This window comes from Pelagibius sp. (assembly GCF_028281305.1).
In the GTDB taxonomy this organism is placed as follows: domain Bacteria; phylum Pseudomonadota; class Alphaproteobacteria; order Kiloniellales; family Kiloniellaceae; genus Pelagibius.
Window position 1 is genome coordinate 50,052 of the sequence record NZ_JANQKD010000034.1, and the last position, 16,918, is coordinate 66,969.

A 16,918-nucleotide genomic window follows, 5' to 3' on the forward strand; every position below is an offset into this window, starting at 1 on the left:
TGCGAAGTGCTGCCGGGACGGCGAAACGCCTGCGCCGTCCCGGAATTCGATCGAGTAGGCGGACTCCGAACCTAACGGATCGCTTCCGCCGCCAGCGGCGCCACCAGGGCGATGTTGTCGCTGGTGATCAGCGCCGCCCCGGTGTCGATGTTCATGCCCGCAAAGCCGAACTTCGAGGTCAGATAGAGCTGCACGATCGGCAGATAGCCTTGCAGGAAGGGCTGCTGATCCAGCACCACGTCGATGTAGCCCTCTTCGATGCCCTGCGCCGTCGCGGCGGAAAGATCGAAGCCCGCACCGCAAACCTGGTCCGGCTGCTTGCCGGCGGCGCGCAGATAGGTGCCGAGCGTGGCGGTCAGCGCGCCGTGGTCGGTGACCACGGCCTTGAGGTTCGGGTGGCTGGCGGCGAAGCTGGCGAAGACCGGCGTACCGGTGGCGGCGTCCTTGTTGGTCGAGTCGGAGATCTCCAGGTACTCGACCGTGACGCCGGCGGCTTCCAGGGCGTCGATGACGCCCTTGGTCCGCTGACCGCGCGCCTCCTGCCCAAGCAAACCCCAGACCAGGGCCTGGTCGCCGGCCTGCAGTCCGCAGTTCCTGACGGTGCCCTGGCCGAGGAAGCTGCCCGCCTCGTAGAGCGTGGCGCCGACGTAGCCCATGCCGTCGGCCTTGTATTTGCCCTCCGACGTCGGCAGGTCTACGTTCTGCGTGGTCACGATAATGCCCTTGGAGCGTGCTTCGTCCACGAGGTTGCCGAGCGCCGCCTCACCGGGATGGCCCATCAGCGCGATACCGTCGGGGCGCCGCGCGATGGCTTCCTTGAACTGCTGCACCATCTTGGCTGGGTTCCAGTCGGACCAGACGTAGTCGACCTGACAGCCGGTATGTTCGGCCGCCAGGACGGCGCCGTTGTAGACGATCGACGCAAAGGCGCCACCTTCCGGCCCGCCCGGAAAGAACACGAACCGCTTTCCGTCACAGGAGAGGTCGGCCGCCGCTGCCGGCGCAGCGGCCAAAGCCAACCCGAGTCCGAGGGCGGCCACGCCCCCCTTGATTGCAAACCCTGACATGGGACACCTCCTCCGCATTTTCGTTTTCTTGTCGTTTTTACCCTATGGCATCCGGCGAAACGGGTTCCGCCTCCGGCGGCGCCCAACGGCATCGCGCGGGGCAGGTTCCGCGCCGCAAAGACCGCCACCCGGCACCGCGCCCGCAGCGCTGCACCACACCGCTCCATTCCTCATACCATATGGGTAATCTTGGCGTGCAGCCGGAACGCCGTCAAGGCAGCCGCTCAGCGGGCGCAGACACAGAGAACCTTCCTAGAGCAGATGCGGCTTGATGGAGTCGCGGAAGCGATCCACCAAACCCGGTGCGGAAGCACTTTCGTGTTTGCGTCCAAACATGATCCGCTCCAGGACCAAGACTTTCCACAGAGAAGCGCTCGCGGAATCGGCATTCTGCGATAGACTGCGGGTCAACGGATTCAAAGGAACCGTCTTCCGGTGCTTCACCTTCTGTTTCGTTCTTTTGCCTGGCGGTTGCCGGCCACGGTTGCGGACGCCGGCCGATGATTCCTGCCGACCTCCTCGCCACCTTCCAGATGGGCTTTCTCTTCGCCCTGATCGTGGTGGCGCTCACGCTCTTTGCGACCGAGGCCGTCTCTATCGAGCTCACATCCCTCTCGGTCATCGCGGTGCTGATCCTGTTCTTCCACTTCTTCCCGGTGACCGGCCCGGAGGGAAAGGACCTCCTTAGTCTGCGCAGCCTGTTCTCCGGCTTCGCCAATCCGGCACTGATCGCCGTGCTCGCGCTTCTGGTGCTGGGCGAGGGCCTGACGCGCACGGGTGTCCTGGACCTTGCCGCCAACGCGGTCATTCAATGGACGCGGTCGAACCCCTTCTTTGCCGTTGCCCTGATGCTGGTGGTCGTCATGGCCTTCAGCGCAGTGCTGAACAACATTCCCGTGGTTGTGCTCTTCGTGCCGATCATGCAGACCCTCACCAAGCGCTTCCGGCAGTCGCCAAGCCGCTACATGATGCTGCTGAGCTATGCCTCGGTGCTGGGGGGCATGACCACGCTGATCGGCTCCTCGACCAACCTGCTGGTCTCCCTGGAGCTGGACGACCTGGGAGAGGAGCCCTTCGGGTTCTTCGACTTCACGGTCCCGGGGCTCGTGCTGGCGGGCTGCGGGCTGGTCTACCTGCTGCTGGTCGCACCGCGCCTGCTGCCCGACCGCCCGGCGACAAGCGGCGGTGCCGGGGAACAGGGCCGCCACTTCGTCGCGCAGGTCTCCGTCAGCGCCGGCTCGCGGCTGGTGGGTCTGCGCCCGGTGGGCGGTATTTTCCCCGCGCTGCCGGACATCACCATCCTGATGATCCAGCGCGGCGAGCGGGCCATCCTGCCGCCCTTCGAAGACCTGGTGCTGGATGCCAACGACCTGGTGGTCATCGCCGCCACCCGCCCGGCGCTGGCGAGCCTGGCAAAGGACGAACCGGAACTGCTGCACCCCGAGTTACTGGAAGCCGCCGTTCAGCAGGGCCAGGGCGAGGATGGCGGCGACCAGATCAAGCGGCCGCGCTGGCTGCTCGGCGGGCAGGTTCAGGCCGAGGTCATGATCCGCCCGGACTCCGAGATCGTCGGACACACCCTCGAAGAGATCGGTTTTCGCTACAAACACCACTGCATCGTTCTCGGCATCGAACGGCGCAACCGCATGCTGCGCGAGCGCATCACCCGCATCCCCTTGAAGGACGGCGACGTGCTGCTGATCCAGGGCCGGCCCGAGGATGTCGACCGCCTGCGCGGGGAGCGTAGCGTCGTACTGATGGAGTGGTCACGCCAACCCCTGGTCACGGCCCGCCACCAGCGCGCCGCGGCGGTCATATTCCTCGGCGTCATAGCGGCCTCGGCCAGCGGTGTGATCCCCATCGCCCTGGCCGCCTTCTGCGGCGCCACCGCGATGATCGCCACACGCATCCTCTCGCTGGGCGATGCCTTGCGGGTGCTCGACCGCAAGATCGTCCTGACGATCGCCATGGCGCTGGCCTTGGGCGCCGCGATGCAGGCGACGGGTGGGGCGGCCTTTTTGGCGGAAACCATGATGGCGGCGCTCAGCGGCGCGACGCCGGCTCAGATCCTCTCGGCCTTTTTCCTGCTCCTGGCTTTGCTGTCCAACGTCCTGAGCACCAAAGCCACAGCCGTGCTGTTCACACCGATCGCCGTCGATCTCGCCTATGTGCTGAACCTGCCGGTGGAGCCCTTCGCAGTGGCGGTGATCTTTGCATCCAACTGCTCCTTCGCCTCCCCCATCGGCTACCAGACGAACCTTGTGGTGATGACACCGGGAAACTATCGCTTCATGGATTTCGTCCGCGTCGGCCTGCCGCTGATCGTGCTTGTCTGGATTGCCTTCAGCCTCTTTGCGCCGTGGTACTACGATCTTCCGCCGCGGTAACCGCGTTGACGAAGGACTCGACCTCCTGCCGGGCGCGCTGCAGGCTCCGGCGCCCGCTGTGCGGCACCTGATGGTCGGCAAGGTCGAAAAGCGTAAGGCCGCGAAAGAAGAGTTCGCGGAAGACGACCCTTTCGCTGAACCCCGGCTGCAGACGAAAGCCCAGACGCCGGGACAGGACGTCCAGCAGCGCCGCCATTTCCCGGGTGTTGCGGCTGTCGAGCTGGCCGACCCGGTTGCGGGTGACGATCCAGTCGAGATCCGAGCGCCCCTTCAGGTCGCGGCCCTGCTTTTCCTGCCAGACCATGCGGCAATACTGACTGGGTGCCCGAACCTCCCGGCGCACGCGGTCGATATCCGCCAGGGCGTCGATGTCGATAAAGCTGTCGTTGATCGGTGTGATGACCACGTTGGCACGGGCATGGGCCAACTGCGCCAGGTGGCTGCTGTGGCCGGGTGTGTCCACCACCACCGCATCGCAGCCGTCCAGTTCGGCCATTGCCTCGTCGAAACGTCCGCGCTCCTCGGCTTCCGCCTCGAGGCGGCGCCCTGCCGCGGAGGGATCGATGCGCCGATAGCGCGGAACGACCACGACACCGGCGGCGCTTTCCTGAGCTGCTTTGCGGTTCTGTAGGAAGCGCGACAACGTTCCCTGCTGCCCGTCGAGGTCGAGGCAGGCGACGCTCCGGCCCTGCAGCGCCAGGCCCGTGGCGATGTGAATGGCGGTCGTCGACTTTCCGGTGCCGCCCTTCTCGTTGCCGATTACGATGACGCGGGCATTTTGGTCCTGCGCGGTCTGCGTACCCGCCAGCGTTGGCGCGGCGGCGTCCAAAGCGGCCGCGATCTCCTCGACCATAGCTTTCGCATGGGCGCTGGCAGCGCCATCGGCCAGCGCGAGGGCCTGCACGATCCGCAACAGCAGGTCGACCGCCGCAGGCTCCCCCGCCAGGCGCTTGACGTTCGCAAGGGCAGCCGCCCGTCCCGCGCGCCCATCGGTGCGGATTCTCCCGAGATCTGTTTCGAAGATCTCAACGGCCCTGTGCACCTCCAGATCGTGGGCCGTACAGAGTTCGTCGAGGATCTGGTCCAGGCGGTTGCGCCGCGCCAGCGAGAGCGTGGCGTCGACCGAGGCCACCAGTGCGGCGCCTGAGAGGCAGCCACGGAGAAGCGGCGTTGCCCGCGACCAACCCTGTCCGCGCAACACGCCGCCGGCCAACTTGCCAAGGAAGGTCAAACGATCCCCCCTGTTTTCGACTTCCAGGCCAACGGTCCTGAGACACCGCGCACCGCCCCGACCGCTCAGCGGAAAGGACGATCCGGTCAGTTCCCGGACCACCGGCACCCCCGTCACGAGTATAGGCGTCCCCGATGGTTTGGTTAACATTTATGGTTAAGCCATTGACAACGCGGCAGTCGAAAACGGCCTGAAGCAGGCCCGGCGGCGGGATTCCGATTCGCGGCCAGACCCTGGCCGGCCCGATTCAGCCGAGGGGAGCGGGCGGTGCCACACAGTCCTCCGCGCCGCGGAAACGGCAGAGACGGTAGCGCAGCAGCGCGGCATAGTCCCTGAGCAGCGTGTTCACGTCGGCCCAGCTCTCAATCGGTCCGGGGTCGATGCTGCGGCGCCCAAAGTTGCGGTCGACGGTCGCTCCAAGGACCTCCCCGGTCACCGAGTCCGTCCACTCGGCCTCGATGATGAAGGCCCGTCCCTTGAGAAGCGGGCTGGCCAGCATATCCTGCACCACCTCAGCCTCAGCACTGCCGGGTTCCACCGTGGAGACGGTATCGAGCACCACGGGGTCGCGGGTCTCCGGCAGAACCGCAAACTGCACGCGCGCCACACCGGCCGCCGGGAAGCGGACGAGAGTGTAGTCCTCAGCCAAGGCCTCCCGCAGCAGGATGTAGAGATTGTTCAACAGCACCTGGCGGTCGTCCGGCGACACCAGGCGCATCTGCTCCAGTGGTGCGAAGTACAGCAGCGGGTCCAGCAGAATACGGTCATAGGTCCCCCGTGAGGCCGCCGGGCTGGCGTAGAACTGATCCGGCGCATAGCTGCCCTCGCCCGGCTGCAACTGGGCACGCACCTCCGGCGGCAGGATGGCGGAACCGGTCGCACCATCCTGAGAGGCCGTGGACGCACAGCCTGCTGCGATCAGGGCGAAGAGGAACAAAACAACGAAGCGGCGCATTGCGATCTCCCACAGTGAGGCGCGGTGACAGTAGGCCAGTGCGCGGGTTCGCGGCAATCCAAGATGCTGCCGGACAAGGCAGAATCGCTGCGGACCCCACCCGGACATGACGCAGCAATGAACCCTGGCCGCCCCCCGCCCGACACATGGCTGAGGGGAAGATAGGCCCACGACCGCCAGGCCCCTCGCGTTATCGGATAGCCAGGGTGGACTATGCCTCATATCAGATATCTAGCGGCTCCCCTGCCGGCTGCGGTCATGCTGTACTTCCTTGACCGCGGGCTCGCGATGCCCGCGAACGGCCGGGCATTCGGGGGAATTGCCGCGTTGGTTGAAGGGCCGCTGGCCGCCGATACAATGCTGTCATTTGCCGTCGTCGGACTGCTCTGCCTTGTCTTTGCCGGTGTCATCGGATGGATGTTCGGCGACTGGGCCGTGCGCGCCACGGCGCGCTTCGGTGGTCTGCGCTGTGGTGTCTATCTCGGTGAAACCTTCTCGGGTGTTCGCTACTATGCCGACGGCAGCCTTTCGTCGGGCCGGGTCCTGCAGTTCAAGACCGGCGGCGCCGGCAATCCGGACGCCCAGAGCTTTCGGCATCTCTTCCGCCGCCATCTGCTGGATAACGAGGGCCTGCGCATTGAGCGATGGGAAGCCGGATTGCACAGGGCCGTCGAACACTTGATCATCCGCTTGCTGACCCTTTGGCTGGTCTTCATCTTTGCGGGGCTGGCCCTGTTGCCCTCGCTGATCTTCCAAGTGGCCGGCGGGCCGGGCGTCATGGGCGCTCTCTTCGCCACCCACAACCCCTATCTTGAGCAGGTGCTCTTGCCGGCCATGCCGAGCCTCGCCCTCGGTCTCCTGGCCACCCTGGCTCTGGGTATCGCAGCCCTGTGGCGCCGCCAGCGTTTCCTGCGAGGATTTGAAACCGCGATTGCCAACGCCCACGTCAAACCGCTGGTTCAAAGCGGGGAAATCCTGGAAGGCCGGGTCGTGGAACGGGTGCAGATCGACCCGGACTGGTATCACGCACCCCATGTGGGCTACTGCCTGGAGTTCGCGGAGCGCTTCGACCCCGCGGTGGTTCTGGGGTTCTCCCTGCCCGCGCGCCCGGACTGCCCGATCTTCCGCAGCCTCGAGAGGGCCGCGGCCACCCAGGCAACGGTCAGGGTCTGGGTCGACCCCCAGGCCCGTATCCATCCCTTGACGGAACCCCTTGCAGAGGCTGGAGAGTGAAGACCGTCAAGCGCCGCTTCCCTGGCACCGCCCAGCAGAAACCGGGCGGTGGTGGTGTTCCCGGGATCCTGAAAAGCCTCTTCTTCCTGACTCTCTTTCTTGGCTTTGCCTACGTCCCGGTCGTGTTTCTGGCGGAGGGCTGGTCCGAGCGGCACTTCGGCCTCGGCTATCTTGACGTCCTCCGCACGGCAATCACAGAAGGCCCCAAAGTCCCTTTGCTCGTCGTGATCTTCCTGCAGCTCGTCTGCGCCGTCACGGTACTCGCCAACCTGCTGAGCATTACGCAGCCGCTGCGTGACTGGCGGCTTCAGATCGAGCGCTTCGTGTTTCTCGGGCACGGCCTCAACAGCGAAACCCGCTTCCTCTGCCCCGACCGCCCGGACTGGGGCGTCTTCACCGTCTTCGAGGGGGACCTCGGACGCCGTCGCGCCCAAGGATTCGGGCGCATCAACCGACAGTTCGTCTATCAGCTCCCCACAAAGGACCCGCGCCTCGCCAGTGCCTACGACTTCCCGGTGCTGAGGAAGCTACTCGTCAACGGTCTGCTTGTCGGCGGTCTGGCGTTTCTCTTCGTGCTGATACTCAGCGGCGGCACGCTGCAGATGGCTTACGAAGCCGGGGTCGAGTTGACCACCCTCGGCCAGCAGCGGCGCGCGCAGACGGACAGCCTCGCCCTCGCCTTCGTCATCGATCATCTGTACTGGCTCGGCCTGCTTCTGGCCGCGTCCTTCGCAGTCGCCTTCGTCAGCAGCCGTTCCGCCACCCGTTTCCGCAGCGCACAGGCAGAGCTGATGCGCTGCCAGGGGCAGTTGCACCGCCCGCTGCCCGACGAGATCCGCCCGGGCGCGGTGGTGAGCGGCCGCATGATGGAAGCGATGACCCTGAGGGAAACGCGCGGCGGCAAGCCGGCCGGATCGGACTCGGGGCTCGGCGTCCCCAACCGCGGGCGCGAGTACCGGCTCTACAATCTCGAGTTCGATCGCGGCTTCGATCCTCCGGTGCTGGCCGGGTTCTATTTTCGCCGAGAGGTTGCTTTGTCGGACCTGGAAAATCACCTGGATGCACTGGTGGAGCGCCAGGCGGAGACCAAAGTCATGGTCACGGAAGACCTGGAAATCCTGCCCCTGGCCCCGGGGGAAAGCGGGCCGCCGCTGGCTTTGCTGGACCAGAGGAGTTTCGACGACTATTGAAGGCCTGTATTGAGGGGCCGTACTGAGGGGCCGTATTGGGGTCCCGCGGCGGAAAGCCGCCGGTCGGCGTGGCCAATCAACGCAATCGAAAGAGTCAATTGGCATTCTGACTCCGGCCCGACCATGTTCATTGCCAGGCTTCCTACGCCCGGGTCGGCGCGGAGCAGGCGACGGAGTGAGATGACCAAGCCATGACCGGCAGCACTGCAGCACAGGACAGCGGCGAGCAGGCCACGGCCAAGAGCGCCGAGGCGGCTGAAAGCAGTCGCCGAAACTGGGCCTGGACCGGCGCCGGCTACGCACTTTTCGTCGTCGGGCTTGCCGGTCTCGTTCTGCCGGTCCTGCCGACGACGATTTTCTGGATTGGCGCCGCGGCCTGCTTTGCGAAGAGCTGCCCGGCGATGCAGCGGCGGATTTTCGCCTGGCCCGGTGTCGGCCCCTCGGTGGAGGCTTATCTCCTGCACGGCGTGGTCGACACCAAATCCAAGCGCGCCGCCATGCTCGGCATGATGCTGGCAACTGTCATCCTGGTCATGCTGTCCGGCTCTGCCCTCGTGAACGGCATCGGCACCGGCCTGATCATGCTGGGCGCGCTCTATGTGATCACGCGGCCCTCCACCGTGCCCTCATCATAACGGGCGTCGCACAAGCACCCAAAGCGCTTGAGCGGAATCCCTGTCCACAGCTAGCCTCCCGGAAACCTTGAGGCCGCTGGACGACAGCCATGACATCAGACGACCTGTTTCCCGGGTTCCGAGCCGAGCGCCTGGACGGCGCCGGAACCGAGATTTTCTGCCGTATCGGCGGCGCCGGTCCGCCCTTGGTCCTGCTGCACGGCTATCCGCAGTGCCATGCCACCTGGCACCGGGTCGCCCCGGCCCTGGCCAAGCACTTCACCTGCATTCTGCCCGATCTGCGCGGATACGGGCAAAGCGGAGTTCCGCAAAGCGATCCGGCGCACCGGGCCTACTCCAAGCGCCGCATGGCGGAGGACGTGATCGCCCTCATGCAGCAGCTGGGCCACGGCCGCTTTCGGGTCGTCGGACACGACCGCGGCGCCAGGGTGTCCTACCGCATGGCCTTCGACCATCCGCAGGCCGTCGAACGGCTCGCCATTGTCGAGGTCGTACCGACCCACGACATGTGGTCCGCGTTCTCCGCCGAGATGGCGATGAAGGCCTATCACTGGCCCTTCCTCGCCCAGCCCGCGCCGCTGCCGGAGACGCTGATCGCCTCTGCGCCCGACTACTACGTCGATCACACCCTGCAGTCCTGGACCCGGGACAAGGACCTGGCGGTTTTCGATCCGCGGGCCCTGGCACTCTACCGCACCGCATACCGCGACCCGGCGCGGCTTCATGCCTTCTGCGAGGACTACCGCGCCGGTGCCACCTGCGATCGCACGGACGATCAGGCGGACTTGAAAGCCGGGCGCAAGATCACTGCGCCGCTGCATTTCCTCTGGGGGCATGCCGGCTTTCCCGCCAAGACGGGCGACCCCCTCGGCATCTGGCGCCGGTGGGCGGAGAACGTCACCGGCTCGACGACCGACTCGGGCCACTTCGGGCCGGAAGAGGATCCTGAAGGCATTCTGGCCGGACTCCTGCCGTTCCTGCAGCAACCCTAAAGCACAAGAGCCGATGCGACGTCGCCGTGGGGCCGCCGCGGGACCACCGCAGGGCCGCCCTACCCCTTCTTTGCCACGCCAGCCACTGAACCTGCCGGCGCCATGGGCCGACCCATGGCTACACCGCCGCAATTGGGCGCGGTCCTGACCTTACGAAAGGACACCGCTATGACCCAGTATCGTTCACTTCGTACCTTACCGCCTCGCAACCCTGGCCTGCCGGGGATTGCCCCCGGGATCGCCGCAGCCGCCATCATCGCTCTCCTCGCCTCAGCCACAAGCGTCCAGGCCGGGCCCTTCTCCGGCCCCTTCTCCGGCTCGGAGTCCGTCGCCATTCCCGGAGGAGGCAACAGCAACTTCGCCCAGCTCAAGCAGATCTCGGGCTTCACCGGCCTGATGGGCTTCGGCTACTCCGACGGCGCCTACAATCTCGTCGGCCAGACCTTCAACAAGCTGATCGCGCTGCGCTTCACCGTGGACTGCCCGGCGAACTACCGGGTTCACGAGGCCGGCATCCGCGTCGAAGGTGCGGACGTCTACAATTACACCGTGGAGCTGGTGAGCCCCGGCGACGTTCCCTTCGACCAGAACTCCTGGCAGCAGGTTCTCGAGCAGGAGCCCTGGGACTTTGATGCTGTGCAGCAGACCGGCATCGATGCCCTGTCCGCCGCCGGCAACAACGGCCCGATCTACGTGAGCCTCGACAAGGTGCTCGACAGCCGCACCGAGTTCTATGCCAGCTGCAGCCCCAGCCAGCCGAGTTCGGGCCTGCCCTTCCTCTACTACGACAGTGCGGAAGACAACGGCCACATGCGCCCCATGACCCGCGTGCGCTACAGCATGCAGTACAGCGCCGAGGCGGCGCCACAGGCGCGCTTCCAGCTTCCGGAGGCCGGGCAGCCCCGCATTCCGGGACTGGCCGAACGGCTGCGTCACCGTGAGCGTGCCGTCTCCCAGGTGCCGGCCAAGCGTCAGGACGTGCTGGTCGCCCCCGGCGGCTGCCCTTACGACTGCCCGCCGCCGATGCTGAAGCTGCGCAAGCAGCGCTGATACCCGGCACACGCCGGATCCCGGTCCGGAAGCCCGGCGCCTTGCGCCGCGCTTCCGGGCTGCGGCGTCTGCGGCGTCTGCGGCGTCTGCGGCGTCTGCGGCGTCTGCGGCGCATCAGGTTGACGGCAACGGGACGTAGTATCGCCCTACTACCCGCAACCGCACATTCCGGCTAGGCTGTGAGAACAAGCAACAAAAAAACCCTACGGGAGGAGACTCACATGCCCTTTGCCACAGGTGTCAAAACCCTCACCGTTTCCGCACTTGCGATGCTGCTTGCCACACCCGCACTCGCGCAGACAAACCTGGAGAAACTGAGCGAATTCAAGCAGACCGGTGTAACCGAGTTCGAGTTCATCGAACAGGGCGGCGACAACGCCGCAGCGATCCGCGAGACCCTGAAGCGCATTACGCTTCCCGAAGGCTTCAAGATCGAACTCTATGCCATCGTGCCCGACGCGCGCCACATGGCCGTCGGCCCGCAGGGGATCGTGACCTTTGTCGGCACCCGCAAGACCGACGTCTGGTCCGTCACCGACCGCAACAAGGACCGGGTGGCCGACGAGGTCAAGCGCTTCGCCCCCTCGATCGATTTCGCCATTCCGAACGGCCCCTGCTTCTCGAAGGACGGCTTCCTCTACATCGCCGAACAGAACCGCGTGCTGGTCTATCCGGCCGCCGAATTCTTTTACGAGAGCCCGGATGTCGCGGCCTTCAACGTGGTCCCGGCGGGCAAGCTGATCCCGGCGGAAGAGGAAAGCTACAACCACACCGCCCGGGTCTGCCGCATCGGGCCGGACGACAAGCTCTACATCTCCCTCGGACAGCCCTTCAACGTCTTCCCCGAAGAGAAGATGGATCTCTACAACCAGACGGGCATCGGCGGCATCATCCGCATGAACCGCGACGGGACCGGGCGCGAGGTCTACAGCTACGGCGTCCGCAACTCCGTGGGCATGGACTTCAACCCGGCCAACGACGAGCTGTGGTTCACGGACAACCAGGTCGACGGCATGGGCGACGACATCCCGCCCGGCGAGCTGAACCGCCAGACGGCGGCCGGCCAGCATTTCGGCTTTCCCTGGTACGGCGGCGGCGACACCCGGACCAACGAGTATGTCGGGTCCGAGCCGCCCATGGACAACGTCATGCCGGCGGTCAACATGATTGCCCACGCTGCCGACCTCGGCATGACCTTCTATACCGGCAGGATGTTCCCCGCAAAGTATCGCGGCGGCATCTTCTCGACCCAACACGGGTCGTGGAACCGCACCACCCCCGTCGGCGCCCGCGTGATGTTCACCAGCGTCAACGAGGACGGCTCGGTGGGTGAATCCATCCCCTTCGCCGAGGGCTGGATCGACGAGAACGGCGAGTACCTCGGCCGGCCGGTGGACGTGGCCCAGTTGCGGGACGGATCCATCCTGGTCTCCGACGACCTCGCCGGCGCCCTGTACCGCATCTCCTACGGCAACTAGGCCGGCAACTAGGCCGGCAACAGGAGCCGAAAGACTGCGAACCCTGGCGGCCGGCCGCTCCCATCGCGCCGGCCGCCGCCTTCTGCTCTGAGCCGGGGCATCGACCCCGGGGACTGCCGGACGCCATGGCCTCAACCCTTCGAAACCTGCCTCTGATCGGCCTTCTGGGGCTTGCTCTTTGCACCTGGCCTGCGGTCAGCCAGGCCGGCGATGCCGACGCCGGCCGTCAGAAGGCGCGCCAGTGCCAGACCTGCCACGGCATCGACGGGATCGCCCGCATTCCCATCGCGCCGCACATCGCCGGCGAGAGCGAAATCTACCTGGTAACGCAGCTCAAGGCCTTTCGCTCAGGCAAGCGGACCCACGAGATCATGACCGTGGTCGCCAAGGACCTGACCGACGAAGACATGGCCGACCTGGCGGCCTGGTACGCGGCCATCAAGTTCGAAGTGACGCTGCCGGAATAAGCCCCGTCAAGGCCCCGCCCGCCGCAGACCGCAACGGCTGCCGGAACCCATGCGCTCCTTCGCGCGCTGGCCTCCACCCGCAAATCAACTAAAATGCGGTCATGCAGCGATTCCTCAACAGGTTCGGGGACTTGGTCCATGGATTCAGGGCCGCCGGACTGGCAATCGGGTTGGCCGTTGTCCTAACGGCGGTCCTCACACCTCCTGCGCAAGCCCAGGCGGGCTTGTCCGATGCGGAGTTGTTGGAACTCGAAACCCTGCTGCAGCAACTCGGCTTCGATCCCGGCGCGGTCGACGGGGTCATCGATGACGCCACCCTGGCCGGCATTGCCCGGTATCAGGACTTCGCCTCTTTGCCCGGCAGCCCGGAGCCGAGCGCCGCGCTGCTCGGCGAGTTGAGAGGTGTCGCCGCCGCCTTCGCCGCTCTGCGCAACGATACCGTTACTGAGGTGGCGGTGGAGGACGCGCCGCCGGAAGAACCGCAGTTGGAAGAGCCCCTTCCGGAAGAGCCCCTGCCGGAAGACCCCTTGCCGGACGCCGCCCCACGCGCGCCCTCTCCAGACACCGGCCCGTCGCAGGCCGTCCCCGCACCGTCGTCCGAAGGCGAAACGGTCACCGCCAAGACGATCGTGCCGCCGCCGCCGGCACCGCCGAAACTGAAGCCGCTCGAGGCCGCGCCGCCAGAACAGCCGGCAGCGCCGCCTCCTGCGATCGCCGCGCGGCCGCCCGCGGCCGAAGCGCCTGCCTCCGAAGGGCCTGCCCCCCAAGTGCCTGACGCCGAAAGGACCGCATCCCCCGCGGACGCCGCCGTGGAGCGCCAGGCGGAGATCGAAGCGGCTCTGCGTCCCCACCGCCAGGCCCTCGCGGAGGGCAGCATTACCCGCGACGACCTTGCCAGGCAGTTCAACGAGGATGGCCGCGCACTGTTGGCGCAGGCCGACTTCGAATCAGCGGTTGCGCACTTCGATGTGGCGATCTTCCTGAACCCACGCTTTGCCGGCGCCTATTCCAACCGCGGCACTGCCCACGAACGCATGGGGGAGCGGGATCTGGCGCTGGAGGACTTTGCCACGGCCCGCCGACTCGGCTTCGGCGGCTTTCGCCTCCAGTAACCGCCTTTCCTGCCGCTGCCCGGGCCCGCCGGCCGCACGCCAAGGTCGCACACCGAAAGACCGGCAGCCGCAGGGTGGTAGATCCTTTGCGCTTCATTAACCAAGCGTGAAGGCCGGCACCCTAGAGTGATCAGCCTCGCATTCTATCTCAGGGCTTCTCTCGAATGCCGCTGCGCTCCCAGGTCATGGCGCAAACGCTTGGACTGCTGCGATCCCGCCTCTGCCGGCGGATCGCCCTGGTGGTGGCGTTGAGCATCTTTGCGGTGGAGGCCGCAATCGTGGTGCCGTCCTACCTCGGCCTGCGCGACAGGCTCTTCGAAGCTCTGGAAGGCGATATCCTGAAGGCGCTGGAGCTGTCCCTGGCCCTGCAGGACCACGACCGGCCGGAGCCCCTGCTGGCAGCGGCCTGGCCCAGCCTTCAGGGCCTGGGCATCACCGGTCTCGCCGTCTTCGATGCAACCGGCAGACCGCTGGCCGCCCATGGAGAACCCGTGCCTCTGGTTCCCCAGCCGGCGGCCCCAGTCGGCGCCCCGGCAAACCGGCCGAACCCGGCTTTGGTGTCTCGCCGCCACGACAGCCGTGCCGATGTCTACTCGGTTCTCTGGCCCGCCGCCGCCACGACGCTTCCCTTCACGGTCTCCGCTAAGGCCAGCACCGCCGCGATCACGTACGAACTGTGGTCTTTCGTTTTCCGGATCGGCGGCCTCGTCCTGATCATCGCCTTTGTGGTTACAGCCGCCACCGTTGCGATCCTCGGCCGTGAAGTGCTGACGCCGGTCCTGGCGATTCATCGTAACCTCACCGCCGCCCACGCCGACCCCGGCCATGCCGAGAGCTACCGGCTGAACCTCCGGACCGGCCACGAGATCGAAGAGACGGTGAATGCCTTGAACGCGCTGCTGGAAAGGCTGGCGCAGCTGCGCCGCAGCGACCTGCACGAACAGGAGCAGCGTTTCGAGGACTTCGCCAGATCCAGCTCCGACTGGTTCTGGGAAATGGACCGGCATCTGCGGTTCTCCTTCTTCTCCGACCGCTTTGCGGAAGTCACCGGCGTCGACGAGCGGGAACTGCTCGGCAAGACACGGGAGGAAACCGGAATTCCGGGTGTTGACCCTTCGGTCTGGGAACAGCACCTGAAGGACCTGCGGGCCCACCGGCCCTTTCGCAATTTCACGCATCCGCGCGAGAAGGCCGACGGCCAGGTCGTCTGGCTGGCAATCAGCGGGACGCCCGCCTTCGATCCGGAGGGACACTTCAGAGGCTACCGCGGCACCGGCCGCGACATCACGGCTGATGTGGAACTGAAGGAGCAGCTCCTCAGCGCCAAGGAGCTGGCGGAAGCGGCAAACCGCACGAAGTCGGAGTTCCTGGCCAACATGAGCCATGAGCTGCGCACACCGCTGAACGCCGTTATCGGCTTTTCCGAGTTGATGCTGGCAACCACGCCCGAGGATAGCGACCACCATCGGCCGCGCGAGTATCTGACCGACATCACCGAGGCCGCCCAGCACCTTCTCGCGCTCATCAATGACATTCTCGACCTCTCTAAGATCGAGGCCGGCGTCAAGGACATGAACGAGGAGGTCGTCGACGTTGAGCCCATGGCGCAGTCGGTCCTCCGCGTGGTCCGTCAGCGCGCCGAGAAGGCCGGCGTATCGCTGGCCTATGAAGCGGAGAGCCCGCTGCCCGGACTCTATGCCGACGAGCGCAAACTGAAGCAGGCGCTGCTGAATCTGCTCAGCAACGCGGTCAAGTTCACCACGGCGGGCGGCACGGTCACCTTGAGGATCGGCCGCGCGGCGACGGGCGGCTACGTCCTCGAAGTGGCCGACACCGGCATCGGCATGGCGCCCGAGGACATTCCCAAGGCGCTGCGGCAGTTCGGTCAGGTCGACAGCGACCTCAATCGCCGCTACGAAGGCACCGGCCTCGGCCTGCCGCTGACCAAGGCCCTGATCGAGCTGCACGAGGGCTCGCTGGCGATGGAAAGCGCGCCCGGCAAGGGCACCACGGTCACCCTGCACCTGCCGCCGCGCCGCACGGTGCAGGACACGGGGTCCGGGTCAGGGTCGGAGCCCGCGATAGCACCCCCCGGCGCCGCCGCCGAGTAGAACCGGCCCGGACAGTCGGCCGGAAAGAGAATATCTCCAACCTGACATGGCACCTCTCTCCGATCCCGCCGCCAGCCAATGACGCGAAGGGAAGCGGCGGTGAAAGCCCAGATTTAGGGCGCGGAATGATGGAGTGGCCGCGGTTCGAGGGAGCGTTCCTTAGAGCAAACCCATCCCGCACCCTTTCCGAGTAATCCACAGAAAAATGTAGCCATAGGTCTTGAAACCTTAACGCGCCCCGGTGCAGCATGGACTCGCGCTTGGCGTTTGAGCGTTCCGGTTGCATCAGGGGTTTCGGAACGGTCGCGCAGGCGCGCAGGGATACTTGATCGTTTTCGCAATCGACTTGGCCTGCCGTTGGTGGGAACGCCTGAGGTCGGCCTGACTGGAGAGACCGCATGACGCGGCTTTCGAGAACGGAGAGGTGCGCCCCGATGCCGAGGAAGTCGCTCATGGCGGTTCACGGCAGCACCAGTGGCGACACCACTGAAACGGCGGCCGTCCCAGCCTCGTTGCGGGGCCGCACTCGCTCACCGCAACCTGCCTTCCTCTCTTCTTCTCTTATTGATGGCCGTCCCTTCCGGGACGGCCTTTGCGATTGCGCTGGCCTCCCTCCCCTCTGTTTGAACCAACAGGGTCCTGCCATGACGCACGTCCTCGCCTGCCCGCCTTCCGCCGCTTCTCCAGCTCAGAGGACCGGGCCGTGGGGATTGGGCCTTGGGATCGCCCTGGCACTCTTCGTTGCGATGCCGCCGCAGACCGCACTGGCGCAGACCACCGTTGCGGGGGTGACCTCGGGGGCGCTGTCGGTGGATGAGACGGGCTCGGCCGGCTACACCGTCCCCGTCGCCGTGCCGCCGGGTATCGCCGGGATGCAGCCCTCCGTGGCCCTGGTCTACAAGAGCCACGGCGGCAACGGCAGCCTGGGCGTCGGCTGGTCCTTGAGTGCTGCCTCCTCCATCCACCGCTGCAGCCAGACCCTGACCCAGGATGGTGCCATCCACGGCGTC

General features: G+C 66.2%; 14 protein-coding genes. 11 read left to right on the top strand and 3 right to left on the bottom strand.

The window, feature by feature from the left end; all coding sequences use genetic code 11:
- Positions 1-71: 71 nt before the first annotated feature.
- The gene (locus Q0982_RS08530) at positions 72-1,067 is read right to left on the bottom strand and encodes a substrate-binding domain-containing protein (RefSeq protein ID WP_299394180.1); all 996 of its coding nucleotides are present in this window, start codon (positions 1,065-1,067) and stop codon (positions 72-74) included.
- 500 nt (positions 1,068-1,567) lie between these two features.
- Between Q0982_RS08530 and Q0982_RS08535 the strand changes: the two genes are divergently transcribed.
- Positions 1,568-3,454, top strand: coding sequence for an SLC13 family permease (locus Q0982_RS08535; protein WP_299394182.1), 1,887 nt, complete (start codon positions 1,568-1,570; stop codon positions 3,452-3,454).
- On the opposite strand, the gene Q0982_RS08540 is transcribed toward Q0982_RS08535, so the two are convergent.
- Both Q0982_RS08540 and Q0982_RS08545 read right to left on the bottom strand, forming a co-directional pair.
- Entirely contained in the window at positions 3,411-4,685 is a 1,275-nt protein-coding gene (locus Q0982_RS08540; RefSeq protein WP_299394184.1) for a division plane positioning ATPase MipZ, read from the bottom strand. The two genes, Q0982_RS08535 and Q0982_RS08540, sit on opposite strands and share 44 nt — an antisense overlap.
- 247 nt (positions 4,686-4,932) lie before the next feature.
- On the bottom strand, positions 4,933-5,640 hold the full coding sequence (locus Q0982_RS08545; RefSeq protein WP_299394187.1) for a DUF3313 domain-containing protein: 708 nt from the start codon (positions 5,638-5,640) through the stop codon (positions 4,933-4,935).
- 327 nt (positions 5,641-5,967) lie between these two features.
- Between Q0982_RS08545 and Q0982_RS08550 the strand changes: the two genes are divergently transcribed.
- The 10 genes from Q0982_RS08550 to Q0982_RS08595 all read left to right on the top strand — a co-directional run.
- The gene (locus tag Q0982_RS08550) at positions 5,968-6,873 is read left to right on the top strand and encodes a hypothetical protein (RefSeq protein ID WP_299394188.1); all 906 of its coding nucleotides are present in this window, start codon (positions 5,968-5,970) and stop codon (positions 6,871-6,873) included.
- Positions 6,870-8,063: a hypothetical protein gene (locus Q0982_RS08555; RefSeq protein WP_299394191.1), complete on the top strand. Its 1,194-nt coding sequence runs from the start codon at positions 6,870-6,872 to the stop codon at positions 8,061-8,063. The genes Q0982_RS08550 and Q0982_RS08555 overlap by 4 nt, the downstream gene beginning before the upstream one ends.
- 191 nt (positions 8,064-8,254) lie before the next feature.
- Positions 8,255-8,698, top strand: a complete 444-nt coding sequence (locus tag Q0982_RS08560; RefSeq protein ID WP_299394193.1) for a YbaN family protein — start codon at positions 8,255-8,257, stop codon at positions 8,696-8,698.
- An 89-nt stretch (positions 8,699-8,787) separates the two neighbouring features.
- Positions 8,788-9,690 (top strand): alpha/beta fold hydrolase, encoded by a 903-nt coding sequence (locus tag Q0982_RS08565; RefSeq protein WP_299394195.1) that lies wholly within the window; start codon positions 8,788-8,790, stop codon positions 9,688-9,690.
- Between the two features lie 168 nt (positions 9,691-9,858).
- Positions 9,859-10,740, top strand: a complete 882-nt coding sequence (locus Q0982_RS08570) for a hypothetical protein (protein WP_299394197.1) — start codon at positions 9,859-9,861, stop codon at positions 10,738-10,740.
- Positions 10,741-10,961: 221 nt separating this feature from the next.
- Positions 10,962-12,218, top strand: coding sequence for a PQQ-dependent sugar dehydrogenase (locus Q0982_RS08575; RefSeq protein WP_322096979.1), 1,257 nt, complete (start codon positions 10,962-10,964; stop codon positions 12,216-12,218).
- A gap of 125 nt (positions 12,219-12,343) precedes the next feature.
- Positions 12,344-12,685, top strand: coding sequence for a cytochrome c (locus Q0982_RS08580; protein ID WP_299394199.1), 342 nt, complete (start codon positions 12,344-12,346; stop codon positions 12,683-12,685).
- Between the two features lie 224 nt (positions 12,686-12,909).
- A complete protein-coding gene (locus Q0982_RS08585; RefSeq protein ID WP_299394201.1) occupies positions 12,910-13,797 on the top strand; it encodes a peptidoglycan-binding protein in 888 nt (295 codons plus the stop codon).
- A gap of 164 nt (positions 13,798-13,961) precedes the next feature.
- Positions 13,962-15,908 carry a PAS domain-containing sensor histidine kinase gene (locus Q0982_RS08590; RefSeq protein ID WP_299394204.1) on the top strand — a complete coding sequence of 649 codons (1,947 nt, stop codon included), beginning with the start codon at positions 13,962-13,964 and terminating at the stop codon, positions 15,906-15,908.
- Between the two features lie 710 nt (positions 15,909-16,618).
- On the top strand, positions 16,619-16,918 hold a 300-nt coding region (locus Q0982_RS08595; RefSeq protein ID WP_299394206.1), incomplete at its 3' end, for a SpvB/TcaC N-terminal domain-containing protein.